This window comes from Citrobacter sp. Ce006 (genome assembly GCF_030336535.1).
In the GTDB taxonomy this organism is placed as follows: Bacteria; Pseudomonadota; Gammaproteobacteria; order Enterobacterales; family Enterobacteriaceae; genus Citrobacter; species Citrobacter europaeus.
The window spans coordinates 329662-354016 of the sequence record NZ_JAOWDO010000073.1; the positions used below are offsets into that span (position 1 = coordinate 329662).

The window sequence follows — 24355 nt, forward strand, 5'->3', positions numbered from 1 at the left end:
CGCGAAATCCTTAGGGTATTTGGATACGTTTTGTAGGCCTGATAAGGCGTAGTCGCCATCAGGCAATAACAACGAAATAAGGATAAAAAATGGCAACTCCACATATTAATGCAGAAATGGGTGATTTCGCTGACGTCGTATTGATGCCGGGCGACCCGCTGCGTGCAAAGCATATTGCTGAAACTTTCCTCGAAGATGTTCGTGAAGTGAACAACGTGCGCGGCATGTTAGGTTTCACCGGTACTTATAAAGGCCGTAAGATCTCCGTAATGGGTCACGGTATGGGTATCCCGTCCTGCTCCATTTACACCAAAGAGTTGATCACCGATTTCGGCGTGAAGAAAATCATTCGCGTAGGTTCCTGTGGCGCTGTGCGTATGGACGTTAAACTGCGTGACGTGGTTATCGGTATGGGCGCTTGCACCGACTCCAAAGTTAACCGTATCCGTTTTAAAGATCATGACTTCGCCGCTATCGCTGATTTCGACATGGTGCGTAACGCGGTTGATGCGGCAAAAGCGCTGGGCGTAGACGCGCGCGTGGGCAACCTGTTCTCCGCTGACCTGTTCTACTCTCCGGACGGCGAAATGTTCGACGTGATGGAAAAATACGGCGTGCTGGGCGTGGAAATGGAAGCAGCGGGCATCTATGGCGTCGCGGCTGAGTTTGGTGCGAAAGCGCTGACTATCTGCACCGTATCCGACCATATCCGTACTCACGAGCAAACCACTGCGGCTGAACGTCAGACGACCTTCAACGACATGATCAAAATCGCACTGGAATCCGTTCTGCTGGGCGATAAAGAGTAAGCGTTGTTTGCCCGGTGGCTCTGAGCTGACCGGGCTTACCATTCTTCTCGTAGGCCGGATAAGGCGTCGCCGCCATCCGGCATTTTCAGGCCAGTGCTTAACGCACCGCTCCGGCAATCCATGCCGACAGCTCGCGTAACTCTTTTTCTTGCTCCGGGAAATCAACCAGCAGCGCCTCACACTCCTGTTGCAGCATATCCGCACGGTACAAGCATCCTTGCAGACGACCCGCCAGCGCTTCTAACGGCGCGGGATTGAGGCTGTCGGTAAACACCTGCGTACGTGTGATATGACCTTTCTCCACGTCGAAATGCAGCTCAACGCCGCCCCAGGTGAAACGCTCGTCAAGCAGGTGCGAGAATGCAGGTGCCTGACCAAAATTCCACTCCCAACTGCTCTGGCGGGCAAAGGTGTCGGCAAAGTTCGGCAGATCCGGCGTTTTATCCGGCGAGATAATTTCCGCTTCGACACGTTCGCCGTAGTGAGTAAAAAAGGCTTCCGTAATGGCCTGACAGACCTGTTGATGGGTAATGCCCGGCAACAGCTCCGTTAAATTCGCCACCCGCGAGCGAACCGAGGTGATGCCTTTGGCGGCAAGTTTCTTTTTATCGGGATTGAGATAGTTTGCCAGGCGGCTTAAATCCGCGTTCAACAGCAGCGTGCCGTGGTGGAATCCGCGATCTTTCGTTTCCCGATAAGCAGAGCCGGAAACCTTGCGATCGCCGTCCGGCGTTTTGACCACCAGATCGTTACGCCCGGAGGCGTCGGCCTCTACGCCCAATGCGTTCAGAGCATTGAGGACAATCGCGGTGGAGATGGTTTTGTCGTACTCTGGCTTACCGGCCATAAAGGTAAAGCAGGTATTGCCTAAGTCATGGAATACCGCGCCGCCGCCGCTACTGCGACGGGCGAGCCGCACGTTGTCTTCCTCCATACGCCGGGTATTACACTCTTTCCACGGGTTTTGCGCCCGGCCAATCACCACCGTATCGGCGTTACGCCATAAGAACAAGACGCGCTGCGTGGCGGGCATCTGGCGAAAAATGCACTCTTCGACCGCGAGGTTAAACCACGGATCGTAAGAGTCTGAGATAAGCAGGCGTAGTGTGGTCATGGTTGATTTCCCTTTATTTTACTGTTTTTACTCTTTTTTCTCGTTATCTTCTTCCTGCACCGGTTTGTTGGCGGTCAGCAGGAAAGGGGATTGCTGCCAGCGGGTACGCTTACCTTGCAATAAGGTACGGGTCAGCACCACGCCGATTGCCAGCGACAGAAGCAGCATCAGGCGTAAGATGTTGGTGGTGTTATCCACCTGCTTGGCTTCGGTCGCGAGCGTGTGGGTATCCAGCGTCAGGCGTAGATAGCCCAGCGGACCATTTTTCCCCTGGATGGGTTCGACAATCTGCTGGTTAAAATATCCCCCGGCTTTTTTGCCGTCGAGCGCCAGCCGGTCACGAACATTGACGCTCTCACCGGTGCGCGTAATCAGGTCTCCCTGTTCGTCGTACACGCCAGCGTCCAGAATACGGCTACTCTCCGTCAGTTGCGTGAGCACCGCCTTAATGCGCTTTTCATCCGGCGTTTCGGTACGCATCAATGGGGCGACGTTTAACGCGACCTGGCGAGCCAGCGTGCGCGCCAGCTCTTCGAGCTGAGGATTACGCTGCTGCTGGTGGCTTTGACTAAACCAGGAAGCCCCCTGCATCAGAGCGACGAGCAGCGCAAGGCAGGACAATACTATCACTGCACGATGAAGTCGGAATTTCAGTTTTGTGCGAGCCATATTCCACCTGCTGAAAATTTGAGACTTAATGTTGCCAGAAGCGCTGGTTACAGGGTAGCCTCATGCGTTATTTTCCCCTGATGATTCCGACCCGAACGATTTTACAGGAGCTTTAATGCCTAACATTACCTGGTGCGATCTACCTGAAGATGTCTCTCTGTGGCCAGGTCTGCCCCTCTCTTTAAGCGGTGATGAAGTGATGCCGCTGGATTACCACGCGGGCCGCAGTGGCTGGCTGCTGTACGGTCGTGGGCTGGATAAGCAACGGTTAACGCAATACCAGAGTAAACTGGGCGCAGCGATGGTGATCGTGGCGGCGTGGTGCGTTGAAGATTATCAGGTGATTCGTCTGGCGGGCTCATTAACGCCACGCGCGGCAAAACTGGCGCATGACGCCAGACTGGATGTTGCACCGCTGGGTAAAATTCCACATCTGCGCACGCCGGGTTTACTGGTGATGGACATGGACTCGACGGCGATCCAGATCGAGTGTATTGATGAAATTGCTAAACTGGCCGGAACCGGCGAAATGGTTGCCGAAGTCACCGAACGCGCGATGCGTGGCGAACTGGACTTTACCGCCAGCCTGCGCAGCCGCGTGGCGACGCTGAAGGGCGCTGATGCCAATATTTTGCACCAAGTGCGCGAAACACTTCCGCTGATGCCTGGCCTGACTCAACTGGTGTTAAAACTGGAAACGCTCGGTTGGAAAGTGGCAATCGCCTCCGGCGGCTTTACCTTCTTTGCCGATTATCTGCGTAACAAACTGCGTCTGACGGCGGCTGTGGCAAACGAGCTGGAGATCATGGACGGTAAATTCACCGGCAATGTGATCGGTGATATCGTCGATGCGCAGTACAAAGCCAATACATTGACCCGACTGGCGCAGGAGTATGAGATCCCGATCGCGCAGACGGTAGCGATCGGCGACGGCGCCAACGACCTGCCGATGATCAAAACGGCCGGATTGGGTATTGCGTATCATGCCAAACCGAAAGTGAATGAAAAGACGGAAATTACTATCCGTCATGCTGACCTGATGGGCGTGTTCTGCATTCTCTCCGGCAGCATGAACCAGAAATAACGAGGTAAAACGTGGCAAAAGCTCCAAAACGCGCCTTTGTTTGTAATGAATGCGGGGCCGATTACCCGCGCTGGCAGGGGCAATGCAGCGCCTGCCAGGCCTGGAACACCATTACCGAGGTACGCCTTGCCGCGTCGCCGACGGTGGCGCGTAACGAGCGGCTCAGTGGCTATGCCGGGAATGCGGGCGTCGCAAAAGTGCAGAAGCTGTCTGACATCAGCCTTGAGGAACTGCCGCGTTTTTCCACCGGATTTAAAGAGTTTGACCGCGTGCTGGGCGGCGGGGTGGTACCCGGCAGCGCCATTCTGATTGGCGGTAACCCCGGCGCGGGGAAATCAACGCTGCTGCTGCAAACGCTGTGCAAGCTTGCTGAGCAGATGAAAACCCTGTACGTCACCGGCGAAGAGTCGCTGCAACAGGTAGCGATGCGCGCGCACCGGCTTGGCCTGCCGACGGCGAATCTGAACATGCTGTCAGAAACCAGTATCGAACAAATTTGCCTGATTGCCGAAGAAGAACAACCGAAACTGATGGTGATCGACTCCATTCAGGTGATGCACATGGCGGATATTCAGTCTTCGCCGGGCAGCGTGGCGCAGGTGCGCGAAACGGCGGCCTACCTGACGCGTTTTGCCAAAACGCGCGGCGTGGCGATTGTGATGGTTGGTCATGTCACCAAAGACGGATCGCTGGCCGGGCCGAAGGTGCTGGAGCACTGTATCGACTGCTCGGTGCTGCTCGACGGTGATGCCGATTCCCGCTTCCGTACACTGCGTAGCCATAAAAACCGCTTTGGCGCGGTGAATGAGCTGGGCGTCTTCGCCATGACGGAACAGGGGCTGCGTGAAGTCAGTAACCCTTCCGCTATCTTCTTAAGCCGTGGCGATGAAGTCACCTCCGGCAGTTCAGTGATGGTGGTCTGGGAAGGCACGCGTCCGCTGCTGGTAGAGATTCAGGCATTGGTCGATCACTCAATGATGGCGAACCCACGTCGCGTGGCGGTCGGTCTGGAACAGAACCGCCTGGCGATTCTGCTGGCGGTGCTGCATCGTCACGGCGGCTTGCAGATGGCGGATCAGGACGTGTTCGTCAACGTGGTCGGCGGCGTAAAAGTCACCGAAACCAGCGCCGACCTGGCGCTGTTGCTGGCAATGGTTTCCAGCCTGCGCGACAGGCCGTTGCCGCAGGACTTAGTGGTCTTTGGCGAAGTAGGACTGGCAGGCGAAATCCGTCCGGTACCCAGCGGCCAGGAGCGTATTTCGGAAGCGGCGAAGCACGGCTTTCGTCGGGCGATAGTTCCCGCCGCCAACGTGCCGAAAAAAGTACCGGAAGGGATGCAGGTCTTTGGCGTTAAAAAGCTTGCGGATGCGTTAGGCGTGTTTGACGACCTATAATCCTCTGTATGCAGTGATGTTGTATAATTTGCCGGATGGCGACGCAATGCGTCTTATCCGGCCTACGGATTGATGTTGTAGGCCTGATAAGCGAAGCGCCATCAGGCAGTGTTACGCGATTTTTCCAGCAGGAGGCTCTTGTGTCATCGTTCGATTATCTCAAAACCGCCATAAAGCAAAAAGGCTGTACCCTGCAACAGGTGGCGGATGCCAGTGGCATGACCAAGGGATACCTAAGCCAACTGCTGAATGCCAAAATCAAAAGCCCCAGTGCGCAAAAGCTGGAGGCATTGCACCGCTTTCTTGGGCTGGAGTTTCCACGCCAGCAGAAAAATATTGGTGTGGTATTCGGTAAGTTTTATCCGCTGCACACCGGTCATATCTATCTTATCCAGCGTGCATGTAGTCAGGTTGATGAACTGCATATCATCATGGGCTATGACGACACGCGCGATCGCAGCCTGTTTGAAGACAGCGCCATGTCGCAACAGCCTACGGTACCCGATCGTCTACGTTGGCTGCTGCAAACCTTTAAGTATCAGAAAAATATCCGTATTCATGCCTTCAACGAAGAGGGCATGGAGCCGTATCCGCACGGTTGGGACGTGTGGAGCAACGGGATCAAAACGTTTATGCAGGAGAAAGGGATCCAGCCAAACTGGATCTACACTTCTGAAGAATCAGATGCCCCGCAGTATCTGGAACATCTGGGGATCGAAACGGTGCTGGTGGATCCGAAACGAACGTTTATGAACATCAGTGGCGGGCAAATTCGCGAAAACCCGTTTCGCTATTGGGAGTATATTCCCACCGAAGTGAAGCCGTTTTTCGTGCGCACCGTGGCGATCCTCGGCGGGGAGTCGAGCGGAAAATCCACGCTGGTGAACAAGCTCGCCAATATCTTTAACACCACCAGTGCGTGGGAATACGGGCGTGATTACGTCTTCTCCCATTTGGGCGGCGATGAGATGGCGTTGCAGTATTCCGACTACGATAAGATCGCCCTGGGACAAGCGCAATACATTGATTTTGCAGTTAAGTATGCCAATAAAGTGGCGTTCATCGACACCGATTTCGTGACCACTCAGGCTTTCTGTAAAAAGTACGAAGGGCGTGAACACCCGTTTGTGCAGGCGCTGATTGACGAGTATCGCTTTGATCTGGTGATCCTACTGGAAAACAACACCCCGTGGGTGGCGGATGGTTTGCGCAGCCTTGGTAGTTCGGTTGACAGAAAAGCGTTTCAGACGCTGCTGGTTGAGATGCTGCAGGAAAACAATATCAATTTTGTGCACGTTCAGGAGCCTGACTACGACGGTCGCTTCCTGCGCTGCGTGGAGTTGGTGAAAGAGCTCATGGGCGAGCAGAGATAGTTTAAATGCCGGATGGCGGTGCTTATTCGGCCTACAAGTCGCACTAACCTCGTAGGGCGGATAAGGCGTAACGCCGCCATCCGGCGCTTAACGGTAATTACTTAGAAATACGCTTGTACTTAATACGCTTCGGCTCCAGCGCATCTGCGCCAAGCGTGCGTTTCTTGTACTCTTCGTATTCGGTAAAGTTACCTTCGAAGAACTCAACCTTACCTTCATCCTGGTAATCCAGAATGTGAGTCGCGATACGGTCAAGGAACCAACGGTCGTGCGAGATAACCATCGCGCAGCCCGGGAATTCCAGCAGGGCGTTTTCCAGCGCACGCAGGGTTTCAATATCCAGGTCGTTGGTTGGTTCATCGAGCAGCAGCATGTTGCCGCCAACCTGCAGCAGCTTCGCCAGATGCAGACGACCACGCTCACCGCCGGACAGCTCGCCGACGCGTTTGCCCTGATCCACACCTTTGAAGTTGAAGCGGCCCACGTAGGCGCGGCTTGGCATTTCGGTATTGCCGATACGCATGATATCCAGCCCGCCGGAAACTTCTTCCCATACGGTTTTGCTGTTGTCCATCGCATCACGGAACTGGTCAACGGAGGCCAGTTTGACGGTTTCACCCAGCGTGATGGTGCCGCTGTCAGGCTGTTCCTGACCGGACATCATACGGAACAGGGTTGATTTACCCGCGCCGTTCGGACCGATGATGCCGACAATGGCGCCTTTCGGTACCGAGAAGCTCAGGTCGTCAATCAGCACACGATCGCCGTAGGATTTACGCAGATTGGTGACTTCAACGACTTTATCGCCCAGACGAGCTCCAGGTGGGATAAACAGTTCGTTGGTTTCGTTACGCTTCTGATATTCGGTGTTGTTCAGCTCTTCAAAGCGCGCCAGACGGGCTTTGCCCTTAGACTGACGGCCTTTAGCGCCCTGACGTACCCACTCCAGCTCTTTCTCAATGGATTTACGGCGAGCCGCTTCCTGAGAGGCTTCCTGGGCCAGACGCTGATCTTTCTGCTCCAGCCAGGAGGAGTAGTTGCCTTCCCACGGAATACCTTCACCACGGTCAAGCTCCAGAATCCAACCCGCTACGTTGTCGAGGAAGTAACGGTCGTGGGTGATCGCCACTACGGTGCCTTCGAAATCGTGCAGGAAGCGTTCCAGCCATGCCACGGATTCCGCATCCAGGTGGTTGGTCGGTTCGTCGAGCAGCAGCATGTCTGGTTTTTCCAGCAGCAGGCGGCACAGCGCGACGCGGCGGCGTTCACCACCGGAGAGATTCTCAATTTTAGCGTCCCAGTCCGGCAGACGCAGGGCGTCGGCGGCACGCTCAAGCTGCACGTTCAGGTTATGACCGTCATGGGCCTGAATAATCTCTTCAAACTTGCCCTGTTGCGCGGCCAGTTTGTCGAAGTCAGCGTCCGGCTCGGCGTACTTCGCGTACACTTCATCCAGGCCTTTCAGCGCGTTAACCACTTCTGCAACCGCTTCTTCAACGGATTCGCGAACGGTATGTTCCGGGTTCAGTTTCGGCTCCTGCGGCAGGTAACCGATTTTAATGCCAGGCTGTGGGCGAGCTTCACCTTCGATATCGGTATCAATGCCGGCCATGATGCGCAGCAGGGTAGATTTACCCGCACCGTTCAGACCGAGTACACCGATTTTGGCGCCAGGGAAGAAGCTCAGTGAGATGTTTTTAAGAATATGACGTTTCGGCGGAACGACTTTGCCGACACGATGCATGGTATAAACGAATTGAGCCACGTGGACTTCGCCTCTTTTATAGTGATGAATAGAGTTTTCAAAGGCGAAGTGTAGCCTTTTTCATTGCTCAATCCCAGCCAGCAGATCTCACTCGCAACAAAAGTAAAAAAGTGTCCGTGACGTGGCGCATTCTGCAATGTCTGGTTAGCATGAATGAATTAAGCGGCATGATGCTGCACAGACGTAACATGAGAAGAGGAAGAGCTTGTGGACAAAGCCAATCAATTTACCTGGCGCCTGCTGGCGGCCAGCGTATGTCTGCTGACGGTCAGTCAAGTGGCGCGAGCCGATTCCCTGGATGAGCAGCGCAATCGCTATGCGCAAATTAAGCAGGCCTGGGATAACCGACAGATGGATGTCGTCGAGCAGATGATGCCCGGCCTGAAGAACTATCCTCTGTATCCTTATCTGGAATATCGTCAGATTACGGACGATCTGATGAATCAGCCGACCATTACCGTCACCAATTTTGTGCGCGCCAATCCGACGCTGCCCCCAGCGCGTACTCTGCAATCACGTTTCGTGAATGAACTGGCGCGACGGGAAGACTGGCGTGGACTGCTGGCATTCAGTCCGGAAAAACCGGGTACCACGGAAGCGCAATGTAACTATTACTTTGCGAAATGGAGCACCGGGCAAACCGAAGAAGCCTGGCAGGGCGCGAAAGAACTGTGGTTGACCGGGAAAAGCCAGCCGAACGCTTGTGACAAATTATTCGGCGTATGGCGCGCCTCAGGCACCCAGGATCCGCTGGCGTATCTGGAACGTATTCGTCTGGCGATGAAAGCCGGGAATACCGGACTGGTCACCGCGTTGGCCGGACAGATGCCCGCGCAATATCAAACTATCGCTTCGGCGATCATTGCGCTGGCCAACGATCCAAATTCGGTGATGACCTTTGCTCGCACTACTGGCGCCACGGATTTCACCCGACAGATGGCAGCGGTGGCCTTTGCCAGCGTGGCGCGTCAGGATGTGGAGAATGCCCGCCTGATGATCCCGTCTCTGACACAAGCGCAGCAGTTGAATGACGAGCAAACTCAGGAGCTGCGCGACATTGTTGCCTGGCGTTTGATGGGCAACGACGTCACCGACGAGCAGGCCAAATGGCGCGATGACGCCATTATGCGTTCGAATTCCACCTCACTTGTGGAGCGCCGCGTGCGCATGGCGCTGGGAACTGGCGATCGTCGTGGCCTGAATACCTGGCTGGCGCGTCTGCCAATGGAAGCAAAAGAAAAAGATGAGTGGCGCTACTGGCAGGCGGATCTGCTGCTGGAGCGCGGACGCGAAGCGGAAGCCAAAGAGATCCTGCATCAGCTCATGCAGCAGCGCGGATTCTATCCGATGGTGGCGGCACAGCGTCTGGGCGAAGAGTATGAGTTGAAAGTGGATAAAGCCCCAGCCAACGTTGACTCTGCGTTAACTCAGGGCCCGGAAATGGCGCGCGTACGCGAGCTGATGTACTGGAACATGGACAATACCGCACGCAGTGAATGGGCGAATCTGGTCACCAGCCGCACCAAGTCTGAGCAGGCTCAACTGGCGCGTTACGCGTTCAATAATCACTGGTGGGATCTGAGCGTGCAGGCGACGATCGCCGGTAAGCTGTGGGATCATCTGGAAGAGCGCTTCCCGCTGGCCTACAAGGATCTGTTTACCCGCTACACCAGCGGCAAGGATATTCCGCCGAGCTATGCGATGGCGATAGCGCGTCAGGAAAGCGCCTGGAACCCGAAAGTGAAATCGCCGGTCGGCGCCAGCGGGCTGATGCAGATTATGCCGGGCACGGCGACGCATACGGTGAAAATGTTCTCGATTCCGGGTTACAGCAGCCCGAGCCAGCTACTGGATCCTGATACCAACATCAACATTGGTACCAGCTATTTGCAGTATGTTTACCAGCAATTCGGTAATAACCGCATTTTTGCGTCGGCGGCCTATAACGCCGGACCGGGGCGCGTTCGCACCTGGCTTGGCAATAGCGCGGGCCGGATTGATGCCGTCGCGTTTGTCGAGAGCATTCCATTCTCAGAGACGCGTGGTTACGTGAAGAACGTGTTGGCTTACGATGCGTACTACCGCTATTTCCTCGGTGATAAACCGGAGTTGATGAGCGACGCAGAATGGCAACGTCGTTACTGATCGCGTCGGTTGTGTTATGCTATCGTACTCGTTAAAGAGTACAAAAGGGGGAAGCAAGCACGCTTCCCCCGCAACGATGGCGATATCTTATGACTCAGCAATCACCCTATTCAGCAGAGATGGCAGAACAGCGTCACCAGGAGTGGTTACGTTTTGTCGATCTGCTTAAACACGCCTATGAACAAGATTTACACCTGCCCCTGCTCAATTTGATGTTAACGCCGGATGAGCGCGAAGCGTTGGGCACGCGTGTGCGTATCATTGAAGAGCTGCTGCGTGGCGAGATGAGCCAGCGCGAGCTTAAAAACGAGCTTGGAGCGGGGATCGCCACCATTACGCGGGGGTCGAACAGCCTCAAATCCGCACCGGTGGATCTGCGTCACTGGCTGGAGCAGGTACTGCTCGGGAAAAATTGATCCGCCGGATGCGGCTTTGCCTTATCCGGCCTACGATTGAACATCCGGCACAATGCTATAAATACACCGCGTTATGAAATGGGCTGAGCGCCAGAATCACTGCCTGGTGGTAGACGCTCGAGCGCGTCAGCTTACCCGCGGTAAAGACGCCGATTGCGCCCTCTTTACGGCCAATCTCATCAATACCCGTATAGTCCGACATCACCGGGCCGAGCGCTTCACCCTGGCGGACTCTGTCGAGAATGACAGCTGGCAATGGCAGTGTGGCTGAACGGGCTTCTCCACGCTGGATGCCGTTATCAATCACCACCCAACTGAAGGTGGCGTCATCGTCAATACCCGCTTCAATAGCGACCCAGAAATCAGCCTGCGGGTGCAGGCGGCGCGCGTTATCAACGCGATTTCGTGCGCCAGTGCGCGTTTCCTGGCTTCCGAAAGGTTGTTCCGGCACGCCACTCTCGACGGCGACGGGTTCAATATGGCAGGATCCTTCCCCGAAAATCTCTTCAAATGCCCGCAGAATTGCCTGAATTTTGGCAGGATTGGTGGTTGCAGAGATAACCTTGTGCATAATTAAGCTCAGTTTGAAAATTCATCGCAGAGTCTACTCAAAGTATGACGAGTATATAACGGAAAAAAAGCATGTTACAGGTATACCTTGTTCGCCATGGCGAAACGCAGTGGAACGCCGAGCGACGTATTCAAGGCCAGTCAGACAGCCCACTGACCGCTAAAGGTGAACAGCAAGCCATGCAGGTGGGAGAACGCGCCCGCTCGTTTGGAATTACGCATGTCATCAGTAGCGATTTAGGTCGTACACGACGCACCGCAGAAATCATCGCCCAGGCCTGTGGCTGTGATATCACCTATGACTCCCGTCTGCGTGAGCTGAATATGGGCGTGCTGGAGCAACGTCATATTGATACGCTGACGCCGGAGGAAGAGGGCTGGCGTCGCCAGTTGGTGAACGGTACGGTGGATGGTCGTATTCCGGAAGGGGAATCGATGCAGGAGTTGAGCGATCGCGTCAACGCGGCGCTGGCATCCTGTCTGGAGCTGCCGCCGGGAAGTCGTCCACTGCTGGTCAGCCACGGTATCGCGCTGGGTTGCCTGGTGAGTACGATTTTGGGGTTACCGGCCTGGGCTGAACGTCGCCTGCGTCTGCGCAACTGTTCTATTTCTCGCGTCGATTACCAGGAAAGCTTATGGCTGGCGCCGGGATGGGTGGTTGAAACGGCAGGGGACATTTCTCATCTGGATGCCCCTGCGTTGGATGAACTGCAGCGCTAGCGGCGAATCGGAATCAGGAATTCGCAGCGCAGGTTGATCGGGCGATCTCCTGCTTTGGCATCTTCTGCCGGGTAGTATCGCTCGATATCTTGCCCTTTACGGCGCGTCAGGTTCAGCATCGGCATGCATGTGCCGTAGACTGTCAGGATAAACTCCTGCACGCCGGTACCCAGCCCTTCATAGGTAAACATCACGTACTCGCCGCCCTGTAACAGGATAGGCTGCGCCGACGGCACATAGCCATTGGCTTGTTCCGGCGTCAGTGCCGTGGTGTAAAACACTTCCTGCTCGTCATCTTTTTCAATGCTCGGACGCGTTTCGTTCAGCCCGTACAGCACCGGCGGGATTGAAGGAGCATGAGCAAGGAAGTCGCGCCAGAACTGAATACGCATTTCATGCCGGAAATCTGAAATCTGTTCCAGCGAGCAGGAATAGCTTTGCGTGGTGCCAAGCAGTTGCGTATCTTCCAGCGTAACGAACTCGTGCGCAGGCATCGTAAATTCACCCAGTCGCATTGGCGGGCGAATACCGAACGCGCTCCATTCCGGGGAGCGGCGATACAGCGCAGGCGTCTGGGAAAACTGTTTCTTGAACGCGCGGGTAAAGGTTTGTTGAGAGTCAAAGCGATATTGCAGCGCAATATCCAAAATTGGGCGCGCAGTCAGGCGCAGCGCCACTGCAGATTTCGATAAACGACGGGCGCGGATGTAGGCGCCAATAGCATGGCCCGTCACGTCCTTAAACATTCTCTGCAGGTGCCACTTGGAATAGCCTGCTTTTGCCGCCACATTGTCAAGCGACAAAGGCTGATCCAGATGACCTTCCAGCCAGATTAATAGGTCGCGAATAATGCCAGCCTGATCCATAAAATATCCTCATCCTTTCAACAACGAGTACCTGACGTCAGGTATGTGGATAATAGCATTTTTTGCTGTTTTAGCATTCAGTGTTTTTTTTGCTCATAAATGCTTTTTTCGGACATACGAAAGCGTGATTATTGTAATCCTGTGATCTGTATACGTTTTATCTTAAAATGTCGAATAATTACACAGAGTAACTTTTAAGAATGGTAACAATATGAAATATAAGAGCTTAATCATTTCCTCAATTCTGCTGATGTTGGCGCAGGTCGCCCACGCGGAGCAGATTGGATCTGTCGATACGGTTTTCAAAATGTTTGGGCCGGATCATAAAATTGTGGTCGAAGCGTTTGACGATCCGGATGTGACCAACGTGACGTGCTACGTGAGCCGGGCGAAGACCGGCGGCATCAAAGGTGGACTGGGGCTGGCGGAAGATACCTCCGATGCCGCCATCTCCTGCCAGCAGGTAGGGCCGGTAGAACTGAGCGACAGAATCAAGAACGGCAAAGCGCAGGGCGAAGTGGTGTTTAAAAAACGTACCTCGCTGGTGTTTAAATCCTTACAGGTCGTGCGTTTTTACGACGCGAAACGTAATGCGCTGGCCTATCTGGCCTATTCAGATAAAGTGGTCGATGGATCGCCCAAAAATGCCATCAGCGCGGTGCCCATCATGCCGTGGCGGCAATAACAAGGAAGCAAAATGCAACAGCCGTTGATCTGGTTAGTTGAGGATGAGCAGGGCATCGCCGATACGCTTATCTACATGCTGTCGCAGGAAGGTTTTAGCGTGGAAGCGTTTGAGCGCGGGTTACCGGTGCTGGAAAAATCTCGCCAGCGCTGTCCTGATGCGATCGTTCTGGATGTCGGTCTACCCGATATCAGCGGCTTTGAACTATGCCGACGTCTGCTGGAGCGTCATCCGGCGTTGCCGATCCTGTTTTTGACCGCGCGCAGCGATGAGGTGGATCGCCTGCTGGGGCTGGAAATCGGCGCGGATGACTATGTTGCCAAGCCTTTCTCTCCACGCGAGGTGTGCGCCCGCGTGCGTACGCTCCTGCGGCGGGTGCAGAAATTCTCCGCTCCTTCATCAATGACGCGCTGTGGGGAGTTTGAGCTTAATGAACTGGCCGCGCAGATAACCTGGTTTGGCAGACCGTTAAACCTGACGCGCTATGAGTTTCTGTTGCTGAAAACGCTGCTGATGTCGCCGGGGCGTATTTACTCTCGCCAGCAGTTGATGGATTTAGTCTGGGCCGATGCGCAGGATACCTTCGACAGAACGGTCGATACCCACATCAAAACGCTGCGCGCCAAGCTGCGGGCTATCAACCCCGAGTTTTCCCCTATCAATACGCATCGCGGTATGGGATACAGCCTGAGGAGCGTCTGATGCGCATTGGCATGCGTTTGCTGCTCGGCTATTTTCTGATTGTTGCCGTCGCCGCCTGGTTCGTTTTGTCGATCTTTGTGCAGGAAATTAAGCCAGGTGTTCGCCGGGCTACCGAAGGCACCTTGATTGATACCGCCACGCTGCTGGCCGCGCTGGCGCGCGATGACTTGCTCTCTGACTCTCCCGCCAACGGCAAGCTGGCGCAGGCATTTTCGCAACTGCATAACCGTCCATTCAGTGCCAATATCAGCGGCATTAACAAAGTTCGTAACGAATACCATGTCTACATGACCGACGCGCAGGGCAAGGTATTGTTTGATTCCGCCAACCAGGCCGTCGGTCAGGACTATTCCCGCTGGAACGACGTGTGGTTAACCCTGCGTGGGCAATATGGCGCCCGCAGTACGCCGCAAAACCCGAACGATCCGGAAAGTTCGGTGATGTACGTTGCCGCGCCGATCGTTGACGGCGGGCGTATTATCGGCGTGCTTAGCGTCGGTAAACCGAATGCGGCGATGGCGCCGGTGATTAAACGCAGTGAACGGCGGATGCTGTGGGCCAGCGCCGTATTACTGGGCATTGCCTTAGTGATCGGCGTCGGGATGGTATGGTGGATAAACCGCTCTATTGCCCGGCTGGCGCGCTATGCCGACTCCGTTACTGAGAATCGCCCCGTCCCACTGCCTGATTTAGGCAGCAGCGAGCTACGTAAACTGGCGCAGGCGCTGGAAAGTATGCGTCTGAAGCTTGAGGGCAAAAACTACATTGAGCAATATGTCTACGCGTTAACGCACGAGCTGAAAAGTCCGCTGGCGGCCATCCGTGGCGCAGCTGAAATTTTGCGCGAAGGCCCGCCGCCGAACGTGGTTGCGCGCTTTACCGATAATATTCTGACGCAAAATGCGCGCATGCAGGCGTTGGTCGAAACTCTGCTACGTCAGGCGCGACTGGAGAATCGACAGGACATAACGTTGATGTCGGTGGCAGTAGACGCGCTGTTTGCTCAGCTTAAAGAGGCTCGCAGCGTGCAACTGGCGGCAAAAAACATCACGCTGACCATTATACCTTCATCGCTTAGCGTCGCCGCCGACCCTGCGTTACTGGAGCAGGCATTGGGGAATTTGCTCGACAACGCGATCGACTTCACGCCGCAGGACGGGACGATTACGCTGAGTTCGCATCAGCAGGAGGAGCGGGTCACGTTGCAGGTCATCGACAGTGGCAGCGGGATCCCCGACTTTGCGTTACCGCGTATTTTTGAGCGCTTTTACTCGCTGCCCCGTGAGAATGGGCATAAGAGCAGCGGTTTGGGGCTGGCGTTTGTCAGCGAAGTTGCGCGACTTCACGCAGGTACGGTGACATTGTCTAACCGACCGGAAGGGGGCGTACAGGCTCTGTTTACGCTTCACCGTCACTTCACATAACTTCAAATTCTCCGCACATAGCTGTTCTACCTTGCTGATATTGCAAAGGAGAACGCTATGTTTAAATCCCCCCTGTTTTGGAAAATCGTCACCTTAGGTGGCGCAATACTGCTGCTGTTAATTCCGCTGACGATGGTCAGGCAGATAATCGTTGAGCGATCGGATTATCGTGATGACGTCGAAGATGCTATCCGTCAGAGCACCAGCGGGCCGCAAAAGATGGTAGGGCCGCTGATTGCCGTTCCGGTGACAGAACTTTATACCTCGCTGGAGGAGGGCAAAGAGGTCCAGCGTAAACGCAGCTATATCCATTTCTGGCTGCCGGAGTCGTTGGTCGTTGAGGGGAATCAGAACGTAGAAGCGCGTAAAATCGGTATTTATGAAGGCCAGGTCTGGCACAACGATGTTTCGGTGAAGGCCGAGTTTAACGCCGAGCGCTTGAGCGATTTAAACCATCCCAACGTCAGCGTCGGCAAACCGTTTATTGTAGTTGGTGTGGGTGATGCGCGCGGGATTGGCGTGGTAAAAGCGCCACAGGTCAATGGCACGTCGCTGGTCGTTGAGCCGGGGACGGGGTTGGATGGACGTGCGCAGGGAATTCACATTCCGCTACCTGACGCGGGCTGGGCGGAGCAAAATCTGAGCCTGGTGTTGTCGCTCAATTTGAGCGGTACCGGCGATTTCTCCGTCGTACCGGTTGGGCGTAACAGTGAAATGACCTTAACCAGCAACTGGCCGCATCCCAACTTTCTTGGGGACTTTCTTCCGGCTAAGCGCGAAATCAGTGAATCAGGATTCAAGGCCCAGTGGCAAAGCAGCTGGTTTGCCAATAACCTCGGCGAGCGCTTTGATGGCGAAAAAATTGGCTGGGAGGGCATGCCTGCGTTTAGCGTCGCCGTCGCCACGCCAGCAGATCAGTATCAGTTAACGGACAGGGCAACAAAATATGCCATCCTGCTGATTGTGCTGACCTTTATGTCTTTCTTCGTGCTTGAATGCATGACCAGTCTGCGTCTGCACCCGATGCAGTATCTGCTGGTGGGGTTATCGCTGGTGATGTTTTATCTGCTTCTGCTGGCGCTGTCAGAACACATTGGTTTTACGGCGGCGTGGATAACGGCAAGCCTGGTTGGCGCGTTAATGAACGGGGTGTATCTGCAGGCGATATTGCAGGGCTGGCGGAACAGTATTTTGTTCACCGTGGCGCTGCTGGCGCTGCTGGCGCTGGATGGCGTGATGTGGGTGCTGCTGCGTTCACAGGACAGCTCTTTACTGCTGGGTACCGGCGTGCTGTTGTTTGCGCTGTGTGGGGTGATGTTCCTGACGCGTCATCTTGACTGGCACTCGCTGGCGCAGCCAAAACCAAAACCGTCAGAACTTCCGGCATCTCAGCCTGAGCAGAGTGACGCGTTTCGCTTATGGAAATAGACCCGTAGAGAAATGAAAAACGGCGCATAAAGCGCCGTTTTTTTTACCCATCAGAATTGAATTAATCCTGCAGGTCGCCGCAGAAACGGTAGCCTTCACCGTGAATGGTGGCGATGATTTCTGGCGTATCCGGCGTTGATTCGAAATGTTTACGAATGCGGCGGATCGTCACGTCAACGGTACGGTCATGCGGCTTCAGTTCGCGACCGGTCATTTTTTTCAGCAGTTCTGCGCGAGACTGGATTTTGCCCGGATTCTCACAGAAGTGAAGCATGGCACGGAATTCGCTGCGCGGCAGTTTATACTGCTCGCCGTCAGGACCAATCAGAGAGCGGCTGTTGATGTCCAGCTCCCAGCCATTGAACTTGTAGCTTTCGACGCTACGACGCTCTTCGCTGACAGTACCAAGGTTCATGGTACGGGACAGCAGGTTACGAGCACGGATAGTCAGTTCGCGTGGGTTAAACGGCTTGGTGATGTAATCGTCTGCGCCGATTTCGAGGCCGAGAATTTTATCGACTTCGTTATCACGGCCCGTCAGGAACATCAGCGCAACGTTAGCTTGTTCGCGGAGTTCGCGCGCTAACAGCAGGCCATTTTTCCCAGGCAGATTGATATCCATAATCACAAGGTTGATGTCATATTCAGAGAGAATCTGATGCATTTCCGCGCCATCTGTCGCTTCGAATACATCATAGCCTTCTGCTTCGAAAATGCTTTTCAACGTGTTGCGTGTTACTAACTCGTCTTCAACGATAAGAATGTGCGGGGTCTGCATGTTTGCTACCTAAATTGCCAACTAAATCGAAACAGGAAGTACAAAAGTCCCTGACCTGCCTGATGCATGCCGTAAATTAACATGATCGGCGTAACATGACTAAAGTACGTAATTGCGTTCTTGATGCACTTTCCATCAACGTCAACAACATCATTAGCTTGGTCGTGGGTAGTTTCCCTCTGGACCCGACAGTGTCAAAAACGGCTGTCATCCTAACCATTTTAACAGCAACATAACAGGCTAAGACATGCCGGACACCCAATAAAACTACGCTTCGTTGACATATATCAAGTTCAATTGTAGCACGTTAACAGTTTGATGAAATCAACGTATCCAAATGTTTGCTTTCATCACAAAATTGCAATATTACAACTAGTTGCACGAGCAAATTAATAAATGTAATGAATCCAACCAGTGCGATCCATTTTAAATTAAATTATCATGGATAAACAGAGGGATATGCAACTTTTGTTAACATAAAAAGCAATAGTACAGCCTGGAAATAGTTTAGCATTTTTTAACGTATGCGAAATGCTTTTTCAGTGATTTCTGTTAAAAATATGTAAATTCGCGCAGCGTAATATGTTGACCTACGTCACATAATCCCTTGCAGACTGGCCAAAAAGAGTATCGAAATGCGTTTAACAATTATTCTGGTTGCCCCCGCCAGAGCGGAAAATATCGGCGCGGCTGCCCGCGCTATGAAGACTATGGGGTTCACCCAATTACGGATCGTTGACAGCGAAGCCCACCTGGAACCCGCTACGCGATGGGTTGCGCATGGTTCGGGCGATGTTATTGATAATATTAACGTTTTTCCAACGTTAGCGGAGGCGCTCCACGACGTGGATTTTACCGTCGCGACCACCGCGCGCAGCCGGGCGAAGTTTCATTATTACGCCACGCCGGTCGAACTGGTTCCCCTGTTGCAGGAAAAATCAACGTGGATGGAACACGCCGCACTGGTTTTTGGTCGCGAGGATTCGGGGCTGACCAACGAAGAATTGGCTCTGGCGGATGTGCTCACCGGTGTACCTATGGTGGCTGACTATCCCTCACTCAATTTGGGACAGGCGGTGATGGTGTATTGCTATCAATTAGCAGGTTTAATACAACAACCGGCTAAAAATAGTGAGGTGACGGATGAGCTTCAGCTACAGGCATTGCGTGCGCGCGTTTTACGTTTATTAGCCACGCTGAACGTTTCTGACGACATCAAGCTGACGGACTGGCTGCAACAGCGAATGGGTCTATTAGGGCAGCGAGACACGGCAATGTTGCACCGTTTTTTACATGATATAGAAAAAAACATCGCAAAATAAAATTTCGAGCAGTTTTTGTTACGTGGTTTTTTATTCTGGCTTCAAGTGGGGAAAACATGCTGTTTTGGTTGAAAGTAAAAGGGCAAGCAGTCGCTCGTGAACAAGTTTCGGAATGTGATCAATTTAAAAATTTATTGACTTAGGTCAGCAGATACTTTAACCCTAAAAGAATACAGCACAGACAGATAATAATTACAGAGCACACAACATCATGAAACGCATCAGCATCACTATTACCACAACCATCACCATTACCACAGGTAACGGTGCGGGCTGACGCGTACAGGAAACACAAGAAAAAGCCCGCACCTAAACAGTGCGGGCTTTTTTTTCGACCAAAGGCAATGAGGTAAACCATGCGAGTGTTGAAGTTCGGCGGTACATCAGTGGCAAATGCAGAGCGCTTTCTGCGGGTTGCCGATATTTTGGAAAGCAATGCCAGACAGGGGCAGGTCGCGACCGTACTCTCTGCCCCCGCAAAAATTACCAACCATCTGGTGGCGATGATTGAAAAGACCATCGGTGGTCAGGATGCTTTAGCCAACATCAGCGACGCCGAACGCATTTTCTCTGAACTGCTGGTGGGTCTGGCCGCCGCACAGCCGGGTTTCCCCCTGGCTCCGCTCAAAGCCTTTGTTGAACAAGAATTTGCCCAGATTAAGCACGTCCTGCACGGTATCAGCCTGCTGGGACAGTGCCCGGACAGTATCAATGCCGCGCTTATCTGCCGTGGTGAAAAAATGTCGATCGCCATCATGGCAGGCCTGCTGGAAGCGCGCGGGCACAACGTGACGGTCATTGACCCGGTGGAGAAATTGCTGGCAGTAGGCCATTACCTCGAATCTACCGTTGATATCGCCGAATCCACGCGCCGTATTGCCGCCAGCCGTATTCCTGCTGACCATATGATTCTGATGGCCGGATTTACTGCGGGGAATGAGAAAGGTGAATTAGTGGTGCTGGGGCGTAATGGCTCTGACTACTCTGCCGCCGTACTGGCCGCCTGTTTGCGCGCTGATTGTTGTGAGATCTGGACCGATGTTGACGGCGTATATACCTGTGATCCGCGTCAGGTACCCGACGCCCGGCTGCTGAAGTCGATGTCTTATCAGGAAGCGATGGAGCTTTCTTACTTCGGCGCCAAAGTTCTGCACCCGCGCACCATTACCCCTATTGCTCAGTTCCAGATCCCGTGCCTGATTAAAAATACCGGTAATCCGCAAGCGCCCGGTACGTTGATCGGTGCCAGCAGTGATGACGACGATTTGCCGGTAAAAGGCATTTCTAACCTCAATAATATGGCGATGTTTAGCGTCTCCGGCCCTGGGATGAAAGGCATGGTGGGTATGGCGGCGCGCGTTTTCGCCGCGATGTCGCGTGCGGGCATCTCGGTAGTGCTGATCACCCAATCCTCTTCTGAATACAGCATCAGTTTCTGCGTCCCACAGGGCGACTGCGCGCGTGCGCAGCGCGCCATGCAGGATGAATTCTATCTCGAACTGAAAGAAGGCCTGCTGGAGCCGCTGGCGGTGACTGAGCGACTGGCTATCATCTCCGTCGTTGGCGATGGTATGCGCACGCTGCGCGGCATCTCGGCGAAATTCTTTGCCGCGCTGGCTCGTGCGAACATCAACATCGTGGCGATCGCCCAGGGGTCGTCCGAGCGTTCTATTTCGGTAGTAGTGAACAACGATGACGCGACCACCGGCGTACGCGTTACCCATCAGATGCTGTTCAACACCGACCAGGTGATTGAAGTGTTTGTGATTGGCGTAGGCGGAGTGGGCGGTGCGCTGCTGGAACAGCTTAAACGTCAGCAGACCTGGCTCAAAAAGAAGCATATCGATCTGCGTGTGTGCGGGGTGGCGAACTCGAAGGCTCTGCTGACCAACGTCCACGGTTTGAATCTGGAAAACTGGCAGACGGAGCTGGAAAGCGCGAAAGAGCCATTCAACCTTGGGCGCCTCATTCGTCTGGTGAAAGAATATCATCTGCTCAACCCGGTGATTGTCGACTGTACCTCAAGCCAGGCGGTGGCGGATCAGTATGCTGACTTCCTGCGCGAAGGCTTCCATGTGGTCACGCCGAACAAAAAGGCCAACACGTCGTCGATGGATTACTACCATCAGTTGCGTTTTGCCGCGGCGAAGTCGCGTCGTAAATTCCTGTACGACACCAACGTGGGCGCGGGCTTGCCGGTTATTGAAAACTTGCAAAATCTGCTCAGCGCGGGCGATGAACTGCAACGATTCTCAGGCATTCTTTCCGGTTCGCTGTCGTTTATTTTCGGCAAGCTGGATGAAGGCATGAGCTTCTCCCAGGCCACCACAATGGCGCGTGAACTGGGCTATACCGAACCCGATCCGCGTGACGATCTTTCCGGTACGGACGTGGCGCGTAAGCTGCTGATCCTGGCCCGTGAAACCGGTCGTGAGCTGGAGCTTTCTGACATTGTTATTGAGCCGGTCCTGCCAAAAGAGTTTGATGATTCCGGTGATGTTTCCGCGTTTATGGCGAAATTGTCGCAACTGGACGACGCCTTTGCCGCGCGCGTGGCGAAAGCCCGTGATGAGGGAAAAGTATTGCGCTATGTTGGCAATATTGAAGAGGACGGCGTTTGTCGCGTGAAAATTGATGCAGTGGACGGCAACGATCCGCTGTTCAAAGTGAAAAACGGTGAAAACGCGCTGGCATTCTATAGCCACTACTATCAGCCGTTACCGTTGGTTCTGCGCGGATACGGCGCGGGTAACGATGTGACGGCGGCGGGCGTCTTTGCCGACCTGCTACGCACCCTTTCATGGAAGTTAGGAGTCTGACATGGTGAGAGTTTATGCCCCGGCTTCCAGTGCCAATATGAGCGTCGGGTTTGATGTGCTCGGCGCGGCGGTAACCCCGGTGGACGGTTCGCTGTTGGGAGATGTGGTGTCCGTTGAAGCGGCCGACCATTTCAGCCTGAACAACCTCGGGCGCTTTGCCAACAAACTGCCGCCTGAGCCGCGAGAAAATATTGTCTACCAGTGCTGGGAGCGATTCTGTCAGGAGCTGGGTAAAAGCGTTCCGGTGGCGATGACGCTGGAAAAAAATATGCCGATTGGCTCCGGGTTAGGCTCCAGCGCCTGTTCAGTCGTGGCGGCGTTAGTCGCTATGAACGAACACTGCGGTAAGCCGCTCAACGATACGCGCTTGTTAGCGATAATGGGCGAGCTGGAAGGGCGTATCTCCGGCAGTATTCATTACGATAACGTCGCCCCGTGCTTTTTGGGCGGCATGCAGTTAATGATCGAAGAAAACGGCATTATCAGCCAGCAGGTGCCAGGCTTTGATGAGTGGCTGTGGGTACTGGCGTATCCGGGGATTAAAGTGTCAACGGCAGAAGCACGGGCGATTTTACCTGCGCAGTATCGCCGTCAGGACTGTATCGCCCACGGGCGACATCTGGCTGGATTTATTCATGCCTGCTATTCCCGTCAGCCTGGGCTTGCTGCGAAGCTGATGAAAGATGTCATTGCTGAGCCGTACCGTACCCGCTTGCTGCCAGGCTTTAGCCAGGCGCGTCAGGCGGTAGCGGAAATCGGCGCGCTGGCCAGCGGTATCTCCGGGTCGGGGCCGACGCTGTTTGCCTTGTGCGATAAGCCGGATACAGCGCAGCGCGTAGCAGATTGGCTGGGGAAAAATTATCTGCAAAATCAGGAAGGCTTTGTTCATATTTGCCGGTTGGACACGGCGGGCGCACGGGTACTGGGATAATCAATGAAACTGTATAATCTGAAAGATCACAACGAACAGGTCAGCTTTGCGCAGGCCGTCACGCAAGGACTTGGCAAGAATCAGGGATTGTTTTTTCCGCACGATTTGCCGGAATTCAATCTGACAGAAGTTGATGAGATGCTGGACCTGGATTTCGTTAGCCGCAGCGCGAAGATCCTTTCCGCATTTATCGGTGATGAAATCCCACAGGAGATCCTGGAACAGCGCGTGCGCGCGGCATTTGCCTTCCCGGCGCCGGTGGCCCAGGTTGCTGCGGATGTCGGCTGTCTGGAACTGTTCCACGGCCCAACGCTTGCATTTAAAGACTTTGGCGGTCGCTTTATGGCGCAGATGCTGACGCATATCAGCGGCGACAAACCGGTCACCATTCTGACGGCGACCTCCGGAGACACCGGGGCGGCGGTCGCACATGCCTTTTATGGCCTGAAAAATGTGCGCGTGGTAATCCTCTACCCCAACGGCAAGATCAGCCCATTACAGGAAAAACTGTTCTGTACGCTGGGCGGCAATATTGAAACCGTAGCAATTGATGGCGATTTTGATGCCTGCCAGGCGCTGGTGAAGCAGGCGTTTGATGACGAAGAACTGAAGACGGCTCTGGGGCTGAACTCGGCTAACTCGATCAACATCAGCCGTCTGCTGGCGCAAATCTGTTATTACTTTGAGGCCGTGGCCCAACTGCCGCAAGAGGCGCGTAATCAACTGGTAATCTCCGTTCCCAGCGGTAACTTTGGCGATTTAACCGCCGGGCTGTTGGCGAAATCGCTGGGCTTGCCGGTGAAACGTTTTATTGCGGCGACCAACGTCAACGATACGGTTCCGCGTTTCCTTGCACAAGGTGAGTGGGCGCCGAAAGCGACTCAGGCGACGTTGTCGAATGCGATGGATGTCAGCCAGCCGAACAACTGGCCGCGCGTGGAAGAACTGTTCCGCCGTAAAATCTGGCGCCTGAATGAGCTGGGTTATGCCGCCGTTGACGATGCTACGACGCAGGATACGATGCGTGAGCTGCATGAGATGGGGTACACCTCAGAACCGCATGCGGCGGTGGCGTACCGTGCGCTGCGCGACCAGTTGAACCCTGGCGAGTACGGCCTGTTCCTCGGTACTGCGCATCCGGCGAAGTTTAAAGAAAGCGTTGAAGAGATTCTTGACCTGAAGCTGGCTCTGCCAAAAGAGCTGGCGGAACGCGCGGACCTGCCGCTGCTTTCTCATCACCTGCCTGCTGATTTTGCTGCGCTGCGTAAGCTGATGATGACTCGCGGTTAACGGTGGTGCCCGCTGGCGCTTTGCTTAGCGGGCCTACAAAACCTGCCGCCA

The 24355-nt window shown here is 54.3% G+C and carries 23 protein-coding genes and 1 other annotated feature; of the genes, 17 read left to right on the top strand and 6 right to left on the bottom strand.

Annotated features, from left to right (window positions below):
- Positions 1 to 89: 89 nt before the first annotated feature.
- Positions 90 to 809, top strand: a complete 720-nt coding sequence (deoD, locus tag OGV94_RS20315) for a purine-nucleoside phosphorylase (RefSeq protein WP_000224864.1) — start codon at positions 90 to 92, stop codon at positions 807 to 809.
- Positions 810 to 906: 97 nt separating this feature from the next.
- On the opposite strand, the gene lplA is transcribed toward deoD, so the two are convergent.
- Positions 907 to 1923, bottom strand: coding sequence for a lipoate--protein ligase (lplA, locus tag OGV94_RS20320; protein ID WP_043018341.1), 1017 nt, complete (start codon positions 1921 to 1923; stop codon positions 907 to 909).
- Positions 1924 to 1950: 27 nt separating this feature from the next.
- Positions 1951 to 2592: a YtjB family periplasmic protein gene (locus OGV94_RS20325; RefSeq protein ID WP_043018342.1), complete on the bottom strand. Its 642-nt coding sequence runs from the start codon at positions 2590 to 2592 to the stop codon at positions 1951 to 1953.
- A 115-nt stretch (positions 2593 to 2707) separates the two neighbouring features.
- On the opposite strand from OGV94_RS20325, the gene serB reads away from it, so the two are divergent.
- The 3 genes from serB to nadR all read left to right on the top strand — a co-directional run bounded on the left by serB (position 2708) and on the right by nadR (position 6443).
- Positions 2708 to 3676: a phosphoserine phosphatase gene (gene serB / locus OGV94_RS20330; protein WP_043018343.1), complete on the top strand. Its 969-nt coding sequence runs from the start codon at positions 2708 to 2710 to the stop codon at positions 3674 to 3676.
- 11 nt (positions 3677 to 3687) lie between these two features.
- A complete protein-coding gene (gene radA, locus OGV94_RS20335) occupies positions 3688 to 5070 on the top strand; it encodes a DNA repair protein RadA (RefSeq protein WP_043018344.1) in 1383 nt (460 codons plus the stop codon).
- Positions 5071 to 5210: 140 nt separating this feature from the next.
- A complete protein-coding gene (nadR, locus tag OGV94_RS20340; RefSeq protein WP_199994966.1) occupies positions 5211 to 6443 on the top strand; it encodes a multifunctional transcriptional regulator/nicotinamide-nucleotide adenylyltransferase/ribosylnicotinamide kinase NadR in 1233 nt (410 codons plus the stop codon).
- Between the two features lie 97 nt (positions 6444 to 6540).
- On the opposite strand, the gene ettA is transcribed toward nadR, so the two are convergent.
- Entirely contained in the window at positions 6541 to 8208 is a 1668-nt protein-coding gene (gene ettA / locus OGV94_RS20345; RefSeq protein WP_043018346.1) for an energy-dependent translational throttle protein EttA, read from the bottom strand.
- A gap of 207 nt (positions 8209 to 8415) precedes the next feature.
- On the opposite strand from ettA, the gene sltY reads away from it, so the two are divergent.
- Both sltY and trpR read left to right on the top strand, forming a co-directional pair.
- Positions 8416 to 10353: a murein transglycosylase gene (sltY, locus tag OGV94_RS20350; RefSeq protein ID WP_181230796.1), complete on the top strand. Its 1938-nt coding sequence runs from the start codon at positions 8416 to 8418 to the stop codon at positions 10351 to 10353.
- Positions 10354 to 10442: 89 nt separating this feature from the next.
- Positions 10443 to 10769, top strand: a complete 327-nt coding sequence (trpR, locus tag OGV94_RS20355; RefSeq protein ID WP_005123945.1) for a trp operon repressor — start codon at positions 10443 to 10445, stop codon at positions 10767 to 10769.
- Positions 10770 to 10824: 55 nt separating this feature from the next.
- Here the strand turns inward: trpR and yjjX are convergent, their stop codons facing one another.
- On the bottom strand, positions 10825 to 11340 hold the full coding sequence (gene yjjX / locus OGV94_RS20360) for an inosine/xanthosine triphosphatase (RefSeq protein ID WP_043018348.1): 516 nt from the start codon (positions 11338 to 11340) through the stop codon (positions 10825 to 10827).
- 71 nt (positions 11341 to 11411) lie between these two features.
- On the opposite strand from yjjX, the gene gpmB reads away from it, so the two are divergent.
- Complete coding sequence (gpmB, locus tag OGV94_RS20365; protein WP_005123948.1) at positions 11412 to 12059, top strand: 2,3-diphosphoglycerate-dependent phosphoglycerate mutase GpmB; 648 nt, start codon at positions 11412 to 11414, stop codon at positions 12057 to 12059.
- Here the strand turns inward: gpmB and robA are convergent.
- Complete coding sequence (robA, locus tag OGV94_RS20370) at positions 12056 to 12925, bottom strand: MDR efflux pump AcrAB transcriptional activator RobA (RefSeq protein WP_043018349.1); 870 nt, start codon at positions 12923 to 12925, stop codon at positions 12056 to 12058. The genes gpmB and robA overlap by 4 nt on opposite strands.
- A gap of 211 nt (positions 12926 to 13136) precedes the next feature.
- On the opposite strand from robA, the gene creA reads away from it, so the two are divergent.
- From creA to creD, 4 genes are read left to right on the top strand one after another with little or no spacing between them, the layout of a single operon-like run.
- Complete coding sequence (gene creA / locus OGV94_RS20375; RefSeq protein ID WP_043018350.1) at positions 13137 to 13610, top strand: protein CreA; 474 nt, start codon at positions 13137 to 13139, stop codon at positions 13608 to 13610.
- A gap of 12 nt (positions 13611 to 13622) precedes the next feature.
- Positions 13623 to 14312 (top strand): two-component system response regulator CreB, encoded by a 690-nt coding sequence (creB, locus tag OGV94_RS20380; protein ID WP_043018351.1) that lies wholly within the window; start codon positions 13623 to 13625, stop codon positions 14310 to 14312.
- Complete coding sequence (creC, locus tag OGV94_RS20385; RefSeq protein WP_286524249.1) at positions 14312 to 15736, top strand: two-component system sensor histidine kinase CreC; 1425 nt, start codon at positions 14312 to 14314, stop codon at positions 15734 to 15736. The genes creB and creC overlap by 1 nt, the downstream gene beginning before the upstream one ends.
- A gap of 57 nt (positions 15737 to 15793) precedes the next feature.
- A complete protein-coding gene (creD, locus tag OGV94_RS20390) occupies positions 15794 to 17164 on the top strand; it encodes a cell envelope integrity protein CreD (RefSeq protein ID WP_286524252.1) in 1371 nt (456 codons plus the stop codon).
- Positions 17165 to 17225: 61 nt separating this feature from the next.
- On the opposite strand, the gene arcA is transcribed toward creD, so the two are convergent.
- On the bottom strand, positions 17226 to 17942 hold the full coding sequence (gene arcA / locus OGV94_RS20395; protein WP_001194359.1) for a two-component system response regulator ArcA: 717 nt from the start codon (positions 17940 to 17942) through the stop codon (positions 17226 to 17228).
- Between the two features lie 95 nt (positions 17943 to 18037).
- Here arcA and yjjY point away from each other — a divergent pair, with 95 nt between their 5' ends.
- The 6 genes from yjjY to thrC all read left to right on the top strand — a co-directional run bounded on the left by yjjY (position 18038) and on the right by thrC (position 24304).
- On the top strand, positions 18038 to 18178 hold the full coding sequence (gene yjjY / locus OGV94_RS20400) for a YjjY family protein (RefSeq protein WP_042998021.1): 141 nt from the start codon (positions 18038 to 18040) through the stop codon (positions 18176 to 18178).
- 399 nt (positions 18179 to 18577) lie between these two features.
- The gene (locus OGV94_RS20405) at positions 18578 to 19264 is read left to right on the top strand and encodes a tRNA/rRNA methyltransferase (RefSeq protein WP_080625747.1); all 687 of its coding nucleotides are present in this window, start codon (positions 18578 to 18580) and stop codon (positions 19262 to 19264) included.
- Between the two features lie 206 nt (positions 19265 to 19470).
- Positions 19471 to 19597, top strand: a sequence feature (Thr leader region).
- Positions 19476 to 19541 (top strand): thr operon leader peptide, encoded by a 66-nt coding sequence (thrL, locus tag OGV94_RS20410; protein ID WP_032337689.1) that lies wholly within the window; start codon positions 19476 to 19478, stop codon positions 19539 to 19541. Its footprint overlaps the feature before it by 66 nt.
- Before the next feature lie 23 nt (positions 19598 to 19620).
- Positions 19621 to 22083: a bifunctional aspartate kinase/homoserine dehydrogenase I gene (gene thrA / locus OGV94_RS20415; RefSeq protein WP_043018355.1), complete on the top strand. Its 2463-nt coding sequence runs from the start codon at positions 19621 to 19623 to the stop codon at positions 22081 to 22083.
- 1 nt (position 22084) lies between these two features.
- A complete protein-coding gene (gene thrB, locus OGV94_RS20420; RefSeq protein WP_016155645.1) occupies positions 22085 to 23014 on the top strand; it encodes a homoserine kinase in 930 nt (309 codons plus the stop codon).
- A 3-nt stretch (positions 23015 to 23017) separates the two neighbouring features.
- Positions 23018 to 24304, top strand: coding sequence for a threonine synthase (gene thrC, locus OGV94_RS20425; RefSeq protein WP_043018356.1), 1287 nt, complete (start codon positions 23018 to 23020; stop codon positions 24302 to 24304).
- Positions 24305 to 24355: the final 51 nt, after the last annotated feature.

Coding starts and splice junctions, on each gene's coding strand:
- deoD (WP_000224864.1), top strand. CDS start 90: ATGGCAACTCCACATATTAATGCAGAAATGGGTGATTTCGCTGACGTC.
- lplA (WP_043018341.1), bottom strand. CDS start 1,923: ATGACCACACTACGCCTGCTTATCTCAGACTCTTACGATCCGTGGTTT.
- OGV94_RS20325 (WP_043018342.1), bottom strand. CDS start 2,592: ATGGCTCGCACAAAACTGAAATTCCGACTTCATCGTGCAGTGATAGTA.
- serB (WP_043018343.1), top strand. CDS start 2,708: ATGCCTAACATTACCTGGTGCGATCTACCTGAAGATGTCTCTCTGTGG.
- trpR (WP_005123945.1), top strand. CDS start 10,443: ATGACTCAGCAATCACCCTATTCAGCAGAGATGGCAGAACAGCGTCAC.
- yjjX (WP_043018348.1), bottom strand. CDS start 11,340: ATGCACAAGGTTATCTCTGCAACCACCAATCCTGCCAAAATTCAGGCA.
- gpmB (WP_005123948.1), top strand. CDS start 11,412: ATGTTACAGGTATACCTTGTTCGCCATGGCGAAACGCAGTGGAACGCC.
- robA (WP_043018349.1), bottom strand. CDS start 12,925: ATGGATCAGGCTGGCATTATTCGCGACCTATTAATCTGGCTGGAAGGT.
- creA (WP_043018350.1), top strand. CDS start 13,137: ATGAAATATAAGAGCTTAATCATTTCCTCAATTCTGCTGATGTTGGCG.
- creB (WP_043018351.1), top strand. CDS start 13,623: ATGCAACAGCCGTTGATCTGGTTAGTTGAGGATGAGCAGGGCATCGCC.
- creC (WP_286524249.1), top strand. CDS start 14,312: ATGCGCATTGGCATGCGTTTGCTGCTCGGCTATTTTCTGATTGTTGCC.
- creD (WP_286524252.1), top strand. CDS start 15,794: ATGTTTAAATCCCCCCTGTTTTGGAAAATCGTCACCTTAGGTGGCGCA.
- arcA (WP_001194359.1), bottom strand. CDS start 17,942: ATGCAGACCCCGCACATTCTTATCGTTGAAGACGAGTTAGTAACACGC.
- yjjY (WP_042998021.1), top strand. CDS start 18,038: ATGACTAAAGTACGTAATTGCGTTCTTGATGCACTTTCCATCAACGTC.
- OGV94_RS20405 (WP_080625747.1), top strand. CDS start 18,578: ATGCGTTTAACAATTATTCTGGTTGCCCCCGCCAGAGCGGAAAATATC.
- thrA (WP_043018355.1), top strand. CDS start 19,621: ATGCGAGTGTTGAAGTTCGGCGGTACATCAGTGGCAAATGCAGAGCGC.
- thrB (WP_016155645.1), top strand. CDS start 22,085: ATGGTGAGAGTTTATGCCCCGGCTTCCAGTGCCAATATGAGCGTCGGG.
- thrC (WP_043018356.1), top strand. CDS start 23,018: ATGAAACTGTATAATCTGAAAGATCACAACGAACAGGTCAGCTTTGCG.